Genomic DNA, 17,601 nt, shown 5'->3' with positions numbered 1-17,601 from the left:
GGGTGAGGTTCGGGGTGGTGCGTCGTCGTTTGTCGGCTGCGGCCGAACCCCCGCGCTACTCGACTCGCCTCAGCGCGTCCGCCGGGCGCAGGCGGGACGCGCGCCACCCGCCGAAGGCGCCGGCGATCAGGCCGCCGGCGACGGCGAGGCCGACCGCGAGGACGATGGTGGAGAGCGCGACGGGCGCGGTGAGCGCGACCGTCAGGGCCTTGGTCGCGGCCTGTCGGCCGAAGCCGCCGCCACCGCCGGGGAAGCCACCGCCTCCGCCGGGACCGCCGTTACCGCCCGAACTGCCCACCTCCGCCTGGAGTTCGGGGCTGATCGCGGTGACGACGTACGCACCTGCGAGGCCCAGCGCGATACCGAGGGCGCCGCCCACCAGCCCGTTGACGACAGCCTCGCCGACGACCTGCCGGGTGACCCGGCCCGACTTCCAGCCGAGCGCCTTCAGCGTGCCGAACTCGCGCACCCGGCGGGAGACCGCCGAGGAGGTGAGCAGGCCCGCGACCAGGAAGGCAGCCACGAGCACCGCGATGGACAGCCACTTGCCGACGTTGGAGGCCAGGTCGGAGGCGGTGGACAGGGACCCGGAGACGGTGTCGGCGAGATCGGCGGACGTCGTGACGGTCGTACCCGAGATGTTCTTCTGGATCGTCGACTTGACCGCGCTGATCTGCTGGGAGTCGGTCGCCTGGACGTAGATCGTGGTGACCTTGTCCTTGGAGTCGCTGAGGGTCTGGGCCTGCTTCAGCGGGATGTAGAGGTTGGCCGCCGCGTCGCCGCTCTCGGGGGTCGCGATGCCGATGGCCTTGTACTTGACGCTCTTGATGGTGACCGTGCTGCCGACCTTGAGCTTCTTCTCCTTGGCGTAGGAGGCGTCGACGACCACGACCTTGGCGTCGGTCTCGGAGGTCGTGAACGTACGGCCGCTGGTGATCTTCGAGGAGGTCAGCGGGCCGAGGGCCGGCTTGGTGACGTCGGTGCCGTACACCGAGTAGTTGTTGACGTCGAACTCGGCGCCACCGCCTTCGACGCGCCCCTGGGGCGCGGCCGTCGAGTTGCCGCCGGGGCGTCCGCCCTGGTTGCCGCCGTTGGCCTGCTGGTCCTGCTGGAACTGGCCCTGGCGGAACTGGCCGCTGACCTTGATGACTTGAAGGCTCAGCCCGCCGACGGCGTCCGAGACACCCTTCTGCGTACCGACCTTGGTGACCGTGGAGGCCGCCAGGGTCTGGAAGCCCTGAACCATCACCCGGTCGCTGCTCTGTTCCGCGGCGGAGTCATCGCCGTCGGGCCGCGCGTCGAACTGGAAGCGTCGGCGCTGTGTGTCACCGGTGCCGGTCTGGGCCGCGGCGGCCTTGGTGACGGTCATGTCGGTACCGAGGCCGTACAGCGACTCCAGGACCTTGTCCTGCGCCTTCGACATGCCCGAGGACACCGAGGTGACCACGATGACCAGGGCGATGCCGAGCGCGAGCCCGGAGGCGACGACGAGAGCCGCTTTACGGCGGCGGCGCAGTTCGCGCCTCAGGTAGGTGAAGAACATGGCCGCAAGCTAGGTACAGCGCGTGATGGCGGGATAAGTCCTGCATAAGAGATGCATGAGAAGGCTGTGATCAGCCAAGGAAAGTCCCGGCAAACACCGATGCCGCCCCTGGGGGCGGCATCGGAAAGCTGTGAGCTGCTTGAGGATCAGACGGCCGAACCGGCCTTCCAGTCCGCCCAGTTCAGGTTCCAGCCGTTGAGACCGTTGGCCGGGTCGACGGTCTTGTCGCCGGTGTTCCGGACGTCGACGACGTCACCGATGATCGAGTGCTCGTAGAACCAGTAGCCCGCGGAGTTCTTGTCGTTGGCGCCCTTGGTGTCGTTCAGGCCGACGCAGCCGTGGCTGACGTTGGCGCTGCCGAAGGTGCCGTCGGAGCTCCAGTAGTTGCCGTGCACGAAGGTGCCGGAGGTGGTCAGCCGGATGGCGTGCGGCACGTCCTTGATGTCGTACTCGCCCTTGCCGTCGTCGTCGGTGAAGCCCACGGTCGCGCCGTTCATGCGCGTCTCCTTGAACTTCTCCGACATCACCATCTTGCCCTCGTACGTCTTGTTCTCGGGCGAACCGGCGGAGATCGGGATGGTCTTGATGACCGTGCCGTTGTGCATGACCTTCATCGTCTTCGTCTTGGCGTCGACGATGGAGACCTGGTTGCGGCCGATCTTGAAGGTGACCGTCTTCTGCTGCACGCCGTAGACGCCGCTCGCGCCCTCCACTCCGTCGAGCGCCAGCTTCAGCGTGACGGTGGAGTTCTCCTGCCAGTAGTCGTCGGGCCGGCAGTCCATGCGGGTGTCGTTGAACCAGTGGCAGACGACCTCCTGCCCGCTGGTCGAGGAGACCGTGACGGCCTTCTGCACGGCCGCCTTCTCCGTGATCGCCTTGTCGAAGTTGATCGACACGGGCATGCCCACACCGACGGTCGAGCCGTCCTCGGGGGTGAAGTAGCCGACGAAGCTGTTCGCCGCGGCGACCGTGGTGAACGAGGCGTTCTCGTGCGCGGCACGGCCGTCGGCGTCCTTCGCCTCCGCCGCCACCTTGTAGGTGGTCGCGCGCTCCAGCTGGGCGCTCGGCTTCCAGCTGGTCTTGTCGGCAGATATCTCACCGGCGACCGCGGTACCGTCCGCCGTCGTCATCTGCACGGACGTGAGGGTGCCCTTGGTCACCGCCACCTGGGCGGCGTTGTTGATGGAGGCGTTGTTCGAGCCGTCCCCGGGTGTGATCTTGATCTGGGCCTCGGAGGCCTTCTCGGCCGCCGCCTCGTCGGCCTTGGCCTGCGAGGTGTCGGTACCGCTGTCGCCCTTGGAGGCACTGTCGCTGTCGCCTCCGCTGCACGCAGAGAGCACCAGCACGCCACCGAGCAGGGCGGACGCGGCCATCAGACCCTTGCGCCGCCTACTGTCCGTCATCACACGCTTCTCCATCGTTGCCGAATCCCCAACCAAAACCAGCGAGGGTCCCCGTACGGAACCTGCAGATCCCCGTAACACGCTTCAACTCAACGCTACGACCGGTACGCCCCGTTCCACATTCACCCGATGTGTGGGTCACACCACGTCGCCTGGGTCACAGGGAGCTGTCCGCTCATCCCGTACTCCACCGGGTCGCGTGGTGCCACTGCCGGTCACTGCTTCTCCTGAGACGACGAAACCCCGGTCGGCGGTTGCCGTCCGGGGTCAGGTTTTTCCCCAGCCGCGTCAGCCGCCCACCCGCTCCCCGACCACTTCGTCGCCGTCCGCCTCATCATCCTCGTCCAGATCCCAATCCGGCGAATCCGGGTCGTAGTCGATCTCCTCGCTGCTCCAGGAGGCCTGCGCCAGTTCGGTCCCCGGCACCTCGCCGACCAGGTCGAACGGGTCCACGAGGTAAGCGAGCGCCTCCGCGGTGTCTTCCGTCACAGTGTCCTCGGCGTGCACCCGCTCGTCGGCCGGCATCTCGGTGTCGCCGGCGATCCGCTGGAGGGCTGCCTTCGTCAGGGCGTCCACGTCGTCGACCTCGACGATCAGTTCCACGCGAAGTCGTACAAAACGTGATGTCTCTGATGTGCTCATGGTCGGAGAGCGTACGGCTCACAGCTCCCGCAACTTTCCCACGACCCACCCCTGTCATTAACATCGGGGTCACGGCCAATTCGCCAGCGCCACAAGGGGATCGATATTCCGTGTCATCCGCACGTCGATCGTTGTTGACCGCCACCGCCGCGGGCACCCTGCTGGGTGCCCTGTGGTTCGTCCCGTCCGCCAACGCGACGGCAGAGAAGTCGGTGGAGCAGCGACACAGAGCGGACACGTCCATGTCCACGATGTCGGACCACACCCGGCAGATCTCCATCACGAGCACCACCAGAACCGCGGGCACGAGCACGGCTGCGAGTGCACGTACGAGCACGAGTGCGAGTACGACCGCCACCACGGCCACGACGACCTCGGACTCGGCCGACGACGGCACCCGTCTCGCCGACACCGGCAGCTTCAACACCACGCCGTACGTCGTCGGCGGCACGTTCTGCCTCGGTATGGGCGCCGGGTTCGTGGTGTATTCGCTGCGGCGGGAGCGACTGGGGTTCTGACGGGTTCCCGGGCGGGGCAGCAGGCTTTTGGGGAACTTTAATGATTTGACGTTTATTTGACCGTCGGTTCATAGTCCGCCCATGAAGAGATCATCGAGGGTGCGCGCGTGCGCCACGACGACCGTGGGCGTACTGGCGCTCGCCCTCATCACGGGGTGTGGCGGCGAGGACTCCGGCAAGTCCAAGGAGTCCGGGGCGTCGGCGACGACGCAGGCCGGAAAGACCGCGAAGGCCGCGACCGAGGTCGAGCTGGAGAAGCTGCTCGTCACCACGGCCGAGGTGACCGGCTACAAGGCGGAATCGGCCACCGCGGAGGCCAGGGCCGGGGACTCCAAGAGCGACCTCAAGGTCGCCGCCGAGGTCTGCGCGCCGATCGCGTACGCCGTCTCGGGCTTCGCTCCCGGCGACGAGGCGGCCGTCGTGCAGAGCAAGGTCACCCAGGACGCGAAGAAGCCCACCGACACCGCCTCCGAGTCCACGGACGACGTCTCCGACGCGGAGTGGCAGGCCGAGTTCGCGGAGTCCATGAACATCGACATGACCTTCCTGACGCTCTCCTCGTACGACGGTGACGGCGCCGAGAAGGCCATGAAGGCAGTCTCCGACGCGGTCGCCGGCTGCGGGGGCGGCTTCTCGGTCAACGGCAGCACGGACAGGACGAAGTACACGAAGATCGCGTCGGTGAAGACGTCCGGGTTCGGTGACGAGTCCGTGGCGTTCTCCGCGACCGGCGAACCGGAGGAACCGAACGGCGCGACCGGCTTCACGTACGGCGAGGTCGTGCGCTACGGGAACACCATCGCGGCGTACACCACGATCAACCTCGGCAAGGTCGTGTCCGGAAAGCCGTACGCCATCTCGGCCCCCGTCGTGAAGGCACAGTCGGCCAAACTGAAGTAGCGAAAGCGAAAGCAGCCGCCGGAAGACGATTCGGGGCCCTGTCCGGCAACACCGGCGGGGCCCCGTTCGCCTTCCCGCGTACGGGAGTTACCGCAAGGGCCCGGTCACCGGCTCCACCGCCGCGACCAGGTGCCCGCCCCGCACGAACGCGTCCGCCGCGGCGAGGTCGGGCGCCAGGAACCGGTCCGGCCCCGGTCCCTCGACACCCGCCGCCCGTACGGCGTCGATGACGGCCCGGGACGCGGGCGCGGGCGTCAGGCCCTCCCGCAGCTCGATGGCCCGCGTGGCCGCGTACAGCTCCACGGCGATGATCCGGGCGAGGTTGTCGACGGCCGTACGGAGCTTGCGCGCCGCCGACCAGCCCATCGAGACATGGTCCTCCTGCATCGCGGAGGACGGGATCGAGTCGGCCGAGGCGGGTACGGCGAGCCGCTTCAACTCGCTGACCAGGGCTGCCTGCGTGTACTGGGCGATCATCAGCCCGCTGTCCACACCGGCGTCGTCCGCGAGGAACGGCGGCAGCCCGTGCGAACGGTTCTTGTCGAGGAGGCGGTCCGTGCGCCGCTCGGCGATGGATCCCAGGTCGGCGGCGGCGATGGCGAGGAAGTCGAGGACGTACGCCACCGGAGCGCCGTGGAAGTTCCCGTTGGACTCGACCCGCCCGTCGGGCAGGACGACGGGGTTGTCGACGGACGAGGCCAGCTCCCGCTCGGCGACGAGCCGCGCATGGGCCATGGTGTCGCGCCCGGCACCGGCGACCTGCGGGGCGCAGCGCACGGAGTAGGCGTCCTGGACGCGCGGCGCGCCGTCCTGGTGATGCCCGGTGAGCTCCGAACCCTTCAGCACGGCAAGCATGTTGGCCGCGCTGGCCCCCTGTCCGGGGTGCGGCCGGATGGCGTGCAGCTCGGGCGCGAGCACCTTGTCCGTGCCGAGGAGCGCCTCCAGCGAGAGGGCGGCGGTGACGTCGGCGGACTTGTAGAGGGTGTCGAGGTCGGCGAGGGCCATGATCAGCATGCCGAGCATGCCGTCGGTGCCGTTGAGAAGGGCAAGGCCCTCCTTCTCGCGCAGCTCGACGGGGACGATGCCGTGCGCGGCGAGGAGTTCGGCGGCCGGTTTCACGACTCCGTCCGGCCCCTCCGCGTCGCCCTCGCCCATGAGCGTGAGGGCGCAGTGGGAGAGGGGCGCGAGGTCGCCGGAGCAGCCGAGGGAGCCGTACTCGTGGACGACCGGGGTGATCCCGGCGTTGAGCACGTCGGCCATGGTCTGCGCCACCTCGGGCCGCACGCCCGTGTGCCCCGAGCAGACGGTCTTGAGCCGCAGGAACATCAGCGCCCGTACGACCTCACGCTCGACCCGCGGTCCCATGCCGGCGGCGTGCGAGCGGACGATGTTGCGCTGGAGCTGGGCGCGCAGCTCGGGGCTGATGTGCCGGCTCGCGAGGGCACCGAACCCGGTGCTCACGCCGTACACGGGCTCGGGCTTGGCGGCCAGCGCGTCGATGATCCCGCGGGCCTTCGAGAGGGCGGCGACGGCCTCCCCGGACAGCTCGATCCGGGCCCCGCCACGCGCCACGGCGAGCACGTCCGCCGCGGTCGCCCCGGTCGTCCCCACCACCACTGTGTGCATATCCATATTCAGGAGCGTAGCCAGTGAATTCGGAGATGTCACTACCGGGTGGCCGGTACACCCCTTACAGCACACCGGCCCGCACCCCCTGTGACGCCCACCCCGACACCCCGCACCTCACAACGAACGCCCACGGAACCGCCGCCGTTCAACCGCCCCCTCCCCGGAGGGCTCCTCGGCGAGCCGGACGACCGGGTCGTCGGGGCCCTCGCGCCCCGCGACCACCGGCCGGTCCGAGTGGACGGCCTTCGCCCGGTACTGCGCCGCGTCGGCGAGCCGGAACAACCGGCGAGCCGTCCGCACCGGCCCGATCGCGTCGCCGGTCGACGCGATCCCGCAGGCGACCCCCTCCCCCAGCTCCAACTCGGCGGCACGACGGCACAGTTCGACACCTGCCCGGACCACGTCGTCCGCGGGCGCACCGACCACCAGCAGGCAGAACTCGTCACCGCCGAGACGGGCGGCGAGGGCGCCGGGCAGCATGGCCCCGCACAGCGACAGCACCGACCCGAACCGTTCGAGGAGCCGGTCGCCGACCGCGTGCCCCAGCGTGTCGTTGACACGCTTGAGCCCGTTCAGATCGCAGACGACGAGGCTGACCACCACGCCGTCCCGCCGGTGCCGCTCGATCGCCTCGTCGAGATGGGCGTCCACGGCACGGCGGTTGGCGAGCCCCGTGAGCGCGTCGGTGAACGCGAGCAGCCGAGCCTCCTCCAGCCGCTCGGTCTGGGCGATCCCGGCGGCGACGACGGAGGCCAGGACGGTGGCGAAGTCGGCGTCGGCACGGTCGAAGACGGGGGCACCGACGGGCCGGGCGACATACAGCTCACCCCAGGCCCGGCCGTGCAGCACGACGGGGGCCACGACACAGCAGCCGCGCCCCCGGCGCCGCAGTGCGGCGACGCGCTGATGGCAGTACCCCGCGCGACCGGCCGACGACCCGTGCGCGGGCCCCTCGGCGGTCTCGACCCACGCGTCGGGCTCACCACCGCCCGCCCACCGCTCGTGCAGGAACTCGGTGATCTCCGGGAACTGGTGCACGGGGTAGGCCTCCCCCTCGGGGAACTCCTCCTCGTCGGCGGCCCGCTCCCCCACGTTCACCAGAACCCGCAGCCGCCCCAGCTCCCGCTCCCATACGGACAGCGCGGCGAAGTTCCCCGTCAGCGCATGACAGGCACCGAGCGCGGCGGCACGCCAGGACTCGCGGGAGCTCTGCGCTGCGGCCATGCCCTGCGCGAGCGTCACGACGGCGTGGAGCCGGCTTTCCTCACCCATTGATCCAGATTAGGAAGGTTTGGGCAGTATTGAGACATCGAGAGGACGAACAGGGGTCCCTTCAAGGTCACCGGAGGCGGGAGAGCTACTCCCCCGGCCAGACAGGCGCCCTCTTCTCGGCGAACGCCGCGACCCCCTCCGTCCGGTCGCCCGAAAAGGCGACCGACCGCCACGCCGCGTCCTCCACCTCCAGCCCCGCCCGCAGATCCAGCCCGAACCCCACCCGCAGCGCCCGCTTCGCCGCCCGTAGCCCCACCGGGGAGTTCGCCGCGATCCGGGCCGCCAGCGCCAGCGCCTCCTCCCGGTCACGCCCCTCCTCCACGAGCACATCCACGAGCCCCAGCTCCCGCGCCTCACCCCCCTCCACCCGCCGCGCGGTGAAGATCAGCTCGGCGGCCCGCGCCGCGCCCACCCGCCGGGGCAGCAACTGCGTACCGCCGCCCCCCGGGAGCACGCCCACGGACACCTCGGGCAGCCCCACCACCGCCGTGGAGTCCGCGACGATCAGATCGCAGGACAGCGCCAGCTCGAACCCGCCCCCCAGCGCGAACCCGTGCACCGCGGCGACCGTCGGCATCGGCAGCTCCAGTACGCCGGTGTAGGCACCCCGCGCCACCGGCCGCTGCCGGACCAGTTCGGCGTCGGTCATCGAGTTCCGTTCCTTGAGGTCGGCCCCGACGCAGAACGCCCGCTCATGGGTGGAGGTCAGCACCACCGCGCGTACGTCGCGGTCGGCGGCCAGCGCGGCACACGCACCGGAGATGGACCGGGCCATGGCGGAGGAGACCGCGTTCATGGCCTTCGGCCGATCGAGGACCAGCTCGGCGACGAACCCGTGCCGCCGCACCACGACGAACTCCCCGAACCGCTCCTCGGACCGTTCCTCGCCCATGACACCCTCCTGGTTAACGCAGGTTAACTACGGCCGCCCCGATCATCGCAGCCCGCCCACGCCCAGGGGAAGAACGGACGGAGAAGGGGCCCTCTCCTCGTTCGGGTGACATGGCGCTGATCTCCTGATATTCCCCTCCCGGGAGGGCATAACGTGCGCACCGCCGCGGCGCACCCGGGGCGCGAGCGCAACGGGGAGGGATCGCGATGACGGACACGACGACAAGGCCGGTCGAGACAGGCACACCCAGGCACGCGCAGGTCCCGCCCCGGGTCCCACCGCAGTTCCAGGGCCCGGCCAGGCCATGGGCCCCTCCCCCGCCGCCCACCACGCCCCCGGCCCCCGAGGCCCCGGCCGCACCCCTCGTCAACCGCCCCCGGGGCCGGCACCGCAAGCCCCGCCCCCGCAAGGTCCTGCTCGCGGCGGGCGGCTTCGCGCTGGCCGCCGGAGTCCTGAGCCTCGTACGGCTGGCACCCGACGGCGGAATGGGCGTCGGCAGGGCACAGGCCCAGTCCGACCTGGACACCGACACGAACGTGGACTCGGACTCGGACACAGACGCAGCCACGTCGTCCGACCGCACCGGCAACACAGCGGCCACCGTCGGTGGCGTCCCCACGGCGAACCCGTCGGCGAGCGCCCCGATGGGCGGCGCGACCCCCGCCCCGACGGGGCCCTCGACAGCGCTTCCGACCTCTCTGCCGAGTGCGACGGGCCCGCTGCGGCCCTTCCCCCTCGGCGCGCTCCCCACGACGCTCGGGCCCGCCGCCGACGCCACCACGATCCCGCAGCAGCCGGACGCGCCGACGCCCGTCACCACGCCCGGCCAGGTGCGCCCGGCGGCACCGGCGCCGGCCCCGGTGGCGCCTCAGCCCCAGCCACAGCCCCCGCAGCAAGGGGCACCGGCCCCCGCACCGGCGCCCGAGCCCTCGCAGGCCCCCGCGCCGGCCCCGCGGCCCTCGACGCCCGGCGGGGTGTGCGTACCGCTCATCGGCCTGTGCGTGGACGCGCTGAACCACCGCCACTGACCGGCGGGAACGTACGATGGCCGGTCCTACGCGACGGAGCCGGCCCGTCGGGTCAGCAGCCAGGGCTCGATCACGCCGAGCCCGCGCACCGGCCGCTGCCACATCGGCTGAAGCGCGAAGCGGTACACGGGCGGCTCCTCGCCCTCCTTCTCCGCGGCGGCCGCGGCCTCGGCCGCCTCCGCCTCGGAGGCGGGCGCGTCCCCGGTCCGGATCAGCTCCTCCGCGAACGCCGCGTCGACGAGCACGGCGTCCCGTGGCGCTATCGACGTCAACCGCGAGGCCAGATTCACCGTCGAGCCGAACACATCACCCATACGGGTGGTCACCGTGCCGAAGGCCATCCCGACCCGCAGCTCGGGCATCGTCTCGTCGTGCGCCATCGTCTCGATCAGCCGCAGCGCGATCTCGGCGGCCACACCCGCGTCGTCCGCCGCGTACAGGACCTCGTCGCCGAGCGTCTTGACGAGCCGCCCGCCGTTCGCCGCCACCAGGTCGGCGGCCGTGGTCTCGAAGGCCTCGACGAGTTCGCCGAGTTCCTCCTCCTCCATCCGACGGGTCAGTCGCGTGAACCCGACGAGGTCGGCGAAGCAGACGGCGAGCCGCCGGTCGACCATCTCCTCGTCGTCGGCGGCCTGCACGACCCGCCCGGTCGCGGCGGCGAGCTGGCGCCGCCACACGTACACGATGAACTCCTCCAGCTCGGGCAGGAGCAGTTCGATCAGCGGGTACGTCACCTCGGTGCGCGTCATTCCGGGCTCGGGCGGCTCGGTCAGCCCCTCCAGGAAGGAGTCGATCTGCCACTCGGCCAGACGGGCGGTGGTCTGCCCCGTGGACCGCGCCACCTGCACGGCCATCGCCTCGCTCAGCAGCCCCGCCTCGACGAGACCGGCGAGCCGGCGCAACGCGAGTACGTCCGCCTCGGTCAGCGCCTTGGCCTGGCCGATGTCGGCGAAGCCCATCGCCCGCCAGAAACGGGACGCGAGCTCCATGGAGACACCGGCGCTGCGGGCGGCCTGAAAAGGGGTGTAGCGGCGCTCGGCGCCGAGGATGAGCTGTTCGAGGCGCAGGGCGAGCGGGTCTTCGCCGGAGTCGGCGTCATGCCCGTCCACCCGGCTGCCCGCCGTGTCGGAGCCCGTGTCGTCGACGGTCACGCCTGCTGCCCTTCCGATCTGTCACGGTCAGATATCGACCGCCCTCAACGATACGGCCTCGCTCCGTCAGGTCCAGCAGGGACGACGCACAGGAATTGATGCGACCCGCGCTGGAAAACGGCCGAGACCGGGTGGGCAGGTGGGAAATTTCCTAGGCAGGCCGCAGGTGCACGATGTCCCCCGCCCCCACAGGCTCCTGCACCCCTTCTCCCGTGGCCAGCACCAGCCGGCCCTCCCCGTCCACGGCAACCGCCTCCCCCACCACACTGCGATCGCCCGGCAACTCCGCCCGCACCGTCCGCCCCAATGTCGCGCATCCCGCCGCGTACGTCTCCTGCAGCCCGGACGACACCGGGTCGCCCTCCACCGAGCGCCACCGCACGTACCACTGCTCCAGCGACCGCAGCACCGCCCTGAGCAGCGGATCCCGGTCCGTCCCCACCGCCCCGGCCAGCGCCAGCGACCCGGCCGTCGGCACCGGCAGCTCGTCCTCGCGCAGGGTGACGTTGATGCCGATGCCGATCACCACGCCGTCCGTACCGGAACGCTCCGCGAGGATCCCGCCCGCCTTGCGCTCGGCGCCCCCCACGTTCACCAGCAGGTCATTGGGCCATTTGAGGGACGTATCGACGCCTGCGGCCCGTGACAGCCCCGTCGCCACCGCGACCCCGGTGAGCAGCGGCAGCCAGCCCCAGCGGGCCACCGGGACCTGCGTCGGCCTCAGCAGCACGGAGAAGAACAGCCCGGAGCGTGCGGGCGCCGTCCACTGCCGGTCCAGCCGGCCGCGCCCGGCGGTCTGCTCCTCGGCGAGCAGGATCAGCCCCTCCTCCGCCTTGCCCGCGCCCGCGAGGGCGACCAGGTCGGCGTTCGTGGACCCCGTACTGCGGACGACCTCCACCCCGGACCAGAGCCCGCCCTCCCGGACCAGCGCCCGGCGCAGCGCGACGGCGTTGAGCGGCGGCCGGTCCAGGTCGGACCAGCGCCCGTCGCCTCCCGCCGCACCCCCCGCGCCCTCTGATCCCGCTGCGCCCTCGGTGTTGTCCTCGTCCATGCCTGCGGTGTTGTCTGCGTCATCTCGCGGCGTCATGCAAGCCACACTAGATGTGGTAAACGCCGCACTGCCGATGGGTAGGCGCGCCACTACGCTACGGATGAGTAGCCAACCCCCCTTCTGAGCACGTCACTCTTTGCAGGGAGCCGCATCCCGATGGCCGAGCCGGTACAGCCGCAGCAGATCGACATCCACACCACCGCGGGCAAGCTCGCCGACCTGCAACGCCGCGTCGAGGCGGCGACGCACGCCGGATCGGGGCGGGCTGTCGAGAAGCAGCACGCCAAGGGCAAACTGACGGCCCGTGAGCGGATCGAACTGCTCCTCGACGAGGACTCGTTCGTGGAACTGGACGAGTTCGCCACCCACCGCTCGACCAACTTCGGGCTGGAGAACAACCGCCCGTACGGAGACGGCGTGGTGACCGGTTACGGCACCGTCGACGGCCGTCCGATCGCCGTGTTCTCGCAGGACTTCACCGTGTTCGGCGGCGCGCTGGGCGAGGTGTACGGGCAGAAGATCGTCAAGGTCATGGACTTCGCGCTGAAGACCGGCTGTCCGGTCATCGGCATCAACGACTCCGGCGGCGCCCGTATCCAGGAGGGCGTGGCTTCCCTGGGCGCGTACGGCGAGATCTTCCGCCGCAACACACACGCGTCCGGGGTCATCCCGCAGATCAGCCTGGTCGTCGGACCCTGTGCGGGCGGGGCGGTCTACTCCCCGGCCATCACCGACTTCACGGTCATGGTCGACCAGACCTCGCACATGTTCATCACCGGCCCGGACGTCATCAAGACGGTCACCGGCGAGGACGTCGGCTTCGAGGAGCTGGGCGGCGCCCGCACCCACAACTCCGCCTCGGGCGTGGCCCATCACATGGCCGGCGACGAGAAGGACGCCATCGAGTACGTCAAGCAGCTGCTGTCGTACCTGCCGTCCAACAACCTCAGCGAACCCCCGCTGTTCCCCGAGGAGGCGGACCTCACCGTCACGGACGAGGACCGCGAGCTGGACGTCCTGATCCCGGACAGCGCGAACCAGCCGTACGACATGCACACGGTGATCGAACACGTCCTGGACGACGCCGAGTTCTTCGAGACGCAGTCCCTGTTCGCGCCCAACATCCTCACCGGGTTCGGCCGGGTCGAGGGCCGTCCGGTCGGGATCGTCGCCAACCAGCCGATGCAGTTCGCGGGCTGCCTCGACATCGACGCGTCGGAGAAGGCGGCCCGCTTCGTCCGTACCTGCGACGCCTTCAACGTCCCGGTCATCACCTTCGTGGACGTTCCCGGCTTCCTGCCGGGCGTCGACCAGGAGCACACGGGCATCATCCGCCGAGGCGCGAAGCTGATCTACGCCTACGCCGAGGCGACGGTCCCGCTCATCACGGTCATCACCCGCAAGGCCTTCGGCGGCGCCTACGACGTCATGGGCTCCAAGCACCTGGGCGCCGACCTCAACCTCGCCTGGCCGACCGCCCAGATCGCCGTCATGGGCGCCCAGGGCGCGGTCAACATCCTGCACCGCCGCACGATCGCCGAGGCGGAGGCGAACGGGGAGGACCTGGACGTGGTCCGCGCCCGGCTGATCCAGGAGTACGAGGACCACCTCCTCAACCCCTACATCGCGGCCGAACGCGGCTACGTCGACGCGGTGATCCTGCCGTCCGACACCCGCCGCCAGGTCGTACGGGGCCTGCGCCAGCTCCGTACGAAGCGCGAGTCCCTGCCCCCGAAGAAGCACGGCAACATCCCCCTCTAAGCCGTCCCGACTGCTGTTCAGGAGCCGTTGTGAACATCAAGGTCGTACGGGGCAATCCGACCCCCGAGGAGCTTGCCGCCGCCCTGGCGGTGGTCCGAGCCCGCGCCGTGGCGGCGTCCTCCACGGCGCCCGGCGCACCGGGCACGAAGGACGCGTGGGCGGACCCCTCAAGGATCGCCGCCCAGCACCTGCCCCAGCCGGGCCCGTCGTCCTGGGGCCGGACCTACTGGCCGGGCTGAGCGATCGCGCCCCTGTGGGGGCGCGGGGAAGGAACCGCGGGCGCAAGTTGAGTACGCGTACTCAGGCGCACCCCACCCGCCGAGCCCCACGCTAGTGGAATGCTGTGGTCCGATCCCGAGAACGAGCCGCCGAAGGAACTGCGCGACGCGCAGCAGATGCTTCGGCGGCTCGGGTTTCTCATGGCGCTGGCCATGCTGCTCGCGATGATCGTGCTCGGTGTGCTGTAGGACCTGTCCGGGCCCCGTATCCCGCCGATACCCTGGCCGCATGACCGATGATCAGCCGCGCCGCCGTCTCGTGCTCGCCTCCCAGTCCCCCGCCCGGCTCAATCTGCTCAGGCAGGCCGGACTCGACCCCGAGGTGATCGTCAGCGGGTTCGACGAGGACGCCGTGACCGCGCCGACCCCGGCCGAACTGGCCCTCGCCCTCGCCGAGGCCAAGGCCGCCGTGGTGGCCGCGCGGCCCGAGGCGCACGGCGCGCTGGTGATCGGCTGCGACTCCGTCCTCGACCTGGACGGCGAGGCGTACGGCAAGCCCGCCGACGCCGAGGAGGCCACCGCCCGCTGGAAGTCGATGCGCGGCCGGTCGGGCACCCTGGAGACCGGGCACTGCGTCCACGACACGGCGACGGGACGCTCCGTCTCCGCCACCGCGTCCACCGTGGTCCGCTTCGGCGAGCCGACGGACGAGGAGATCGCCGCGTACGTCGCCTCGGGCGAGCCCCTCCATGTCGCCGGGGCGTTCACGCTCGACGGCCGCTCGGCGCCGTTCATCGACGGCATCGACGGCGGCCACGGCAACGTCATCGGCATCAGCCTGCCGCTGGTACGCAGGCTGCTGGCCGAACTGGGCATCGGCATCACGGAGTTGTGGACGCCCCGGGAGAAGCAGTCGTAGCGGTCAGGGGGTGCTGGGGGCCGGCGGGGGCGTCAGCGGGGAGGCGTCCTCGGGAGTCTCGGGCTCGGTGGGGCTCTGCTTGTCGTACGTCATCAGCAGGAGCACCACCAGCGTCAGCACCACGACCATGGTGAGGAACGCCGGCACACCCACGAGACCCCAGACGAACGCCCCCAGCAGCGCGTGCACCACGGCCACACTGATCAGCAGGATGCGGCCGAGCCCGGCCGGTGAGCGGTCGCGCCAGCCGACGAGCAGGGCCACCACACCGCACAGCGCGAAGTACAGACCGAAGACCACGCCGCCGATCTTCGAGGAGACGGACATCATGTCCGGGTCGAGACCGGCGAGTGACATCTTCTGGTTGTCGACCACGATCCCCAGGAGCCAGTTCACGGCGGCTATGCCGAACGCCTCCACGAAGAGGACGATCGCGAGAATCCATGCCACCGGTCTGCGGACCACCGGCCCCCACCCACTTTCGACTGCGCACGGCCGCCGCGCGGACGCCGTACGAGCAAGGCTGCTGTTACCACTAGTACGTTCAGTTGGTACTACGTTCGCTACATCCTGAACGCTACTAACCGGTAAACGCCCGGACAAGGGTTCGGCGGAGGTTCATCGGCGGGCAAAGAATCATTGGGCCGTTCGTAGGGTGTCCACAAAGAAACCGAGTGGGCCGCAGCACGCTCTCACAGAGACCTTGACCACATCAGGGGGCTAGGGTTTCCGGATGGAGTCCCGCGTACATAGGTGCGACAAGGGATTTCACGGGTAGGGCGAGCCTCGCATCACGCTCCGTGTGGGCAAGCTCACCAGTGGGGACGGGTCGATGCGCCGTGTCGGCAGTCCCTAAACTCGGCTTGTTTCAAGGAGGGAGCCTCAATCGTGCGCAAGGTGCTCATCGCCAACCGTGGCGAAATCGCTGTCCGCGTTGCCCGGGCCTGTCAGGATGCCGGGATCGCGAGCGTGGCCGTGTACGCCGACCCGGACCGGGACGCGCTTCATGTGCGTGCCGCGGATGAGGCGTTCGCTTTGGGCGGTGACACCCCGGCGAGCAGTTATCTCGACTTCGCCAAGGTGCTCCAGGCCGCCAAGGATTCCGGGGCGGACGCGGTCCATCCCGGATACGGCTTCCTCTCGGAGAACGCCGACTTCGCGCAGGCCGTCATCGATGCGGGCCTGACCTGGATCGGGCCGCCCCCGCAGGCGATCCGTGATCTGGGGGACAAGGTCGCGGCCCGGCACATCGCGCAGCGCGCCGGCGCCCCGCTGGTGGCGGGTACGCCGGATCCGGTGTCGGGTTCGGAGGAGGTGGTGGCGTTCGCCCAGGAGCACGGTCTGCCGATCGCGATCAAGGCCGCTTTCGGTGGGGGCGGCCGTGGTCTGAAGGTCGCCCGCACTCTCGAGGAGGTGCCCGAGCTGTACGACTCGGCGGTGCGTGAGGCGGTGGCCGCGTTCGGGCGCGGTGAGTGCTTCGTGGAGCGCTACCTCGACAAGCCGAGGCATGTGGAGACGCAGTGCCTGGCCGACTCCCACGGCAACGTGGTCGTCGTCTCCACCCGTGACTGCTCGCTGCAGCGCCGCCACCAGAAACTGGTCGAGGAGGCCCCGGCGCCGTTCCTGTCCCAGGCGCAGGTCGCGGAGCTGTACTCGTCGTCCAAGGCGATCCTCAAGGAGGCCGGCTACGTCGGCGCCGGGACGGTGGAGTTCCTGGTCGGCACGGACGGCACGATCTCGTTCCTGGAGGTCAACACGCGTCTGCAGGTCGAGCACCCGGTCACCGAGGAGGTCGCCGGCATCGACCTGGTGCGGGAGATGTTCCGTATCGCCGACGGCGAACCCCTCGGCTACGGCGATCCCGAACTGCGCGGTCACTCCTTCGAGTTCCGTATCAACGGCGAGGACCCCGGCCGCGGTTTCCTGCCCGCCCCCGGCACCGTCACCACCTTCGCCCCGCCCACCGGCCCCGGGGTCCGCCTCGACGCGGGCGTCGAGTCCGGCAGCGTCATCGGCCCGGCCTGGGACTCCCTCCTCGCCAAACTGATCGTCACCGGCGCCACCCGCGAACAGGCCCTCCAGCGCGCCGCCCGCGCCCTGGCCGAGTTCCAGGTCGAGGGCATGGCCACCGCCATCCCCTTCCACCGCAAGGTGGTCACCGACCCCGCCTTCGCCCCCGAACTCACCGGCTCCACCGACCCCTTCACGGTCCACACCCGGTGGATCGAGACCGAGTTCACCAACGACATCCCCGCCTTCGCCGCCCCCGCCGACATCGACACCGACGACGAAGCGGGCCGCGAGACCGTGGTCGTCGAAGTCGGCGGCAAACGCCTGGAAGTCTCCCTGCCCATCTCCCTGGGCATGTCCCTGGCCCGCACCGGCCTCGCCGCCGGCGCCAAACCCAAACGCCGCGCCGCCAAGAAGTCCGGCCCCGCCGCCTCCGGCGACACCCTCGCCTCCCCCATGCAGGGCACCATCGTCAAGGTCGCCGTGGAGGAAGGCCAGGAAGTCAAGGAAGGCGACCTGATCGTCGTCCTCGAAGCCATGAAGATGGAACAGCCCCTCAACGCCCACAAGGCCGGCACCGTCAAGGGCCTGGCGGCAGAGGTCGGCGCGTCCCTCACCTCGGGCGCACCCATCTGCGAGATCAAGGACTGACCAGCCGTACGAC

At 70.3% G+C, this 17,601-nt stretch carries 17 protein-coding genes; 8 read left to right on the top strand and 9 right to left on the bottom strand.

All coding sequences use genetic code 11. The annotated features are described in order from the left end of the window. Positions 1-55 precede the first annotated feature (55 nt). From OHN74_RS27935 to OHN74_RS27925, 3 genes are all read right to left on the bottom strand, one after another. Entirely contained in the window at positions 56-1,543 is a 1,488-nt protein-coding gene (locus OHN74_RS27935) for an ABC transporter permease (protein ID WP_327697332.1), read from the bottom strand. A 146-nt stretch (positions 1,544-1,689) separates the two neighbouring features. Continuing rightward, positions 1,690-2,961, bottom strand: coding sequence for a L,D-transpeptidase (locus OHN74_RS27930; protein ID WP_327697331.1), 1,272 nt, complete (start codon positions 2,959-2,961; stop codon positions 1,690-1,692). 273 nt (positions 2,962-3,234) lie between these two features. Then, positions 3,235-3,588 carry a hypothetical protein gene (locus tag OHN74_RS27925; RefSeq protein ID WP_327697330.1) on the bottom strand — a complete coding sequence of 118 codons (354 nt, stop codon included), beginning with the start codon at positions 3,586-3,588 and terminating at the stop codon, positions 3,235-3,237. A gap of 110 nt (positions 3,589-3,698) precedes the next feature. On the opposite strand from OHN74_RS27925, the gene OHN74_RS27920 reads away from it, so the two are divergent. Next, positions 3,699-4,106, top strand: a complete 408-nt coding sequence (locus OHN74_RS27920; RefSeq protein WP_327697329.1) for a cell wall protein — start codon at positions 3,699-3,701, stop codon at positions 4,104-4,106. 81 nt (positions 4,107-4,187) lie between these two features. After that, positions 4,188-5,006, top strand: a complete 819-nt coding sequence (locus tag OHN74_RS27915; protein ID WP_327697328.1) for a hypothetical protein — start codon at positions 4,188-4,190, stop codon at positions 5,004-5,006. An 87-nt stretch (positions 5,007-5,093) separates the two neighbouring features. Here the strand turns inward: OHN74_RS27915 and hutH are convergent, their stop codons facing one another. The 3 genes from hutH to OHN74_RS27900 form a co-directional block, all read right to left on the bottom strand. Beyond that, complete coding sequence (gene hutH / locus OHN74_RS27910) at positions 5,094-6,632, bottom strand: histidine ammonia-lyase (RefSeq protein WP_327700307.1); 1,539 nt, start codon at positions 6,630-6,632, stop codon at positions 5,094-5,096. A 117-nt stretch (positions 6,633-6,749) separates the two neighbouring features. Next, complete coding sequence (locus OHN74_RS27905; RefSeq protein WP_327697327.1) at positions 6,750-7,907, bottom strand: GGDEF domain-containing protein; 1,158 nt, start codon at positions 7,905-7,907, stop codon at positions 6,750-6,752. Positions 7,908-7,992: 85 nt separating this feature from the next. Further along, the gene (locus OHN74_RS27900) at positions 7,993-8,799 is read right to left on the bottom strand and encodes an enoyl-CoA hydratase/isomerase family protein (protein ID WP_327697326.1); all 807 of its coding nucleotides are present in this window, start codon (positions 8,797-8,799) and stop codon (positions 7,993-7,995) included. 206 nt (positions 8,800-9,005) lie between these two features. Between OHN74_RS27900 and OHN74_RS27895 the strand changes: the two genes are divergently transcribed. After that, the gene (locus tag OHN74_RS27895; RefSeq protein ID WP_327697325.1) at positions 9,006-9,827 is read left to right on the top strand and encodes a hypothetical protein; all 822 of its coding nucleotides are present in this window, start codon (positions 9,006-9,008) and stop codon (positions 9,825-9,827) included. Between the two features lie 26 nt (positions 9,828-9,853). On the opposite strand, the gene OHN74_RS27890 is transcribed toward OHN74_RS27895, so the two are convergent. Together OHN74_RS27890 and OHN74_RS27885 are read right to left on the bottom strand one after the other, a co-directional pair. Beyond that, on the bottom strand, positions 9,854-10,978 hold the full coding sequence (locus OHN74_RS27890) for an adenylate/guanylate cyclase domain-containing protein (protein ID WP_327697324.1): 1,125 nt from the start codon (positions 10,976-10,978) through the stop codon (positions 9,854-9,856). Positions 10,979-11,129: 151 nt separating this feature from the next. Next, on the bottom strand, positions 11,130-12,029 hold the full coding sequence (locus tag OHN74_RS27885) for a biotin--[acetyl-CoA-carboxylase] ligase (protein WP_327700306.1): 900 nt from the start codon (positions 12,027-12,029) through the stop codon (positions 11,130-11,132). A gap of 156 nt (positions 12,030-12,185) precedes the next feature. Here OHN74_RS27885 and OHN74_RS27880 point away from each other — a divergent pair, with 156 nt between their 5' ends. From OHN74_RS27880 to OHN74_RS27865, 4 genes are all read left to right on the top strand, one after another. Further along, positions 12,186-13,790, top strand: coding sequence for an acyl-CoA carboxylase subunit beta (locus tag OHN74_RS27880; RefSeq protein ID WP_327697323.1), 1,605 nt, complete (start codon positions 12,186-12,188; stop codon positions 13,788-13,790). Between the two features lie 29 nt (positions 13,791-13,819). Further along, complete coding sequence (locus tag OHN74_RS27875) at positions 13,820-14,029, top strand: acyl-CoA carboxylase epsilon subunit (RefSeq protein ID WP_327697322.1); 210 nt, start codon at positions 13,820-13,822, stop codon at positions 14,027-14,029. Positions 14,030-14,128: 99 nt separating this feature from the next. Beyond that, positions 14,129-14,257: a morphogenic membrane protein MmpB gene (mmpB, locus tag OHN74_RS27870; RefSeq protein WP_268240764.1), complete on the top strand. Its 129-nt coding sequence runs from the start codon at positions 14,129-14,131 to the stop codon at positions 14,255-14,257. A gap of 40 nt (positions 14,258-14,297) precedes the next feature. Continuing rightward, the gene (locus OHN74_RS27865; RefSeq protein WP_327697321.1) at positions 14,298-14,927 is read left to right on the top strand and encodes a nucleoside triphosphate pyrophosphatase; all 630 of its coding nucleotides are present in this window, start codon (positions 14,298-14,300) and stop codon (positions 14,925-14,927) included. A gap of 3 nt (positions 14,928-14,930) precedes the next feature. On the opposite strand, the gene OHN74_RS27860 is transcribed toward OHN74_RS27865, so the two are convergent. After that, the gene (locus OHN74_RS27860) at positions 14,931-15,377 is read right to left on the bottom strand and encodes a hypothetical protein (protein ID WP_327697320.1); all 447 of its coding nucleotides are present in this window, start codon (positions 15,375-15,377) and stop codon (positions 14,931-14,933) included. 438 nt (positions 15,378-15,815) lie between these two features. Here OHN74_RS27860 and OHN74_RS27855 point away from each other — a divergent pair, with 438 nt between their 5' ends. After that, complete coding sequence (locus tag OHN74_RS27855; RefSeq protein WP_327697319.1) at positions 15,816-17,588, top strand: acetyl/propionyl/methylcrotonyl-CoA carboxylase subunit alpha; 1,773 nt, start codon at positions 15,816-15,818, stop codon at positions 17,586-17,588. Positions 17,589-17,601 lie beyond the last annotated feature (13 nt).

The organism is Streptomyces sp. NBC_00459, from assembly GCF_036013955.1.
In the GTDB taxonomy this organism is placed as follows: domain Bacteria; phylum Actinomycetota; class Actinomycetes; order Streptomycetales; family Streptomycetaceae; genus Streptomyces.
Note: the sequence above shows the minus strand (reverse complement) of the source record. Positions and strands in the feature narration are given on the sequence as shown.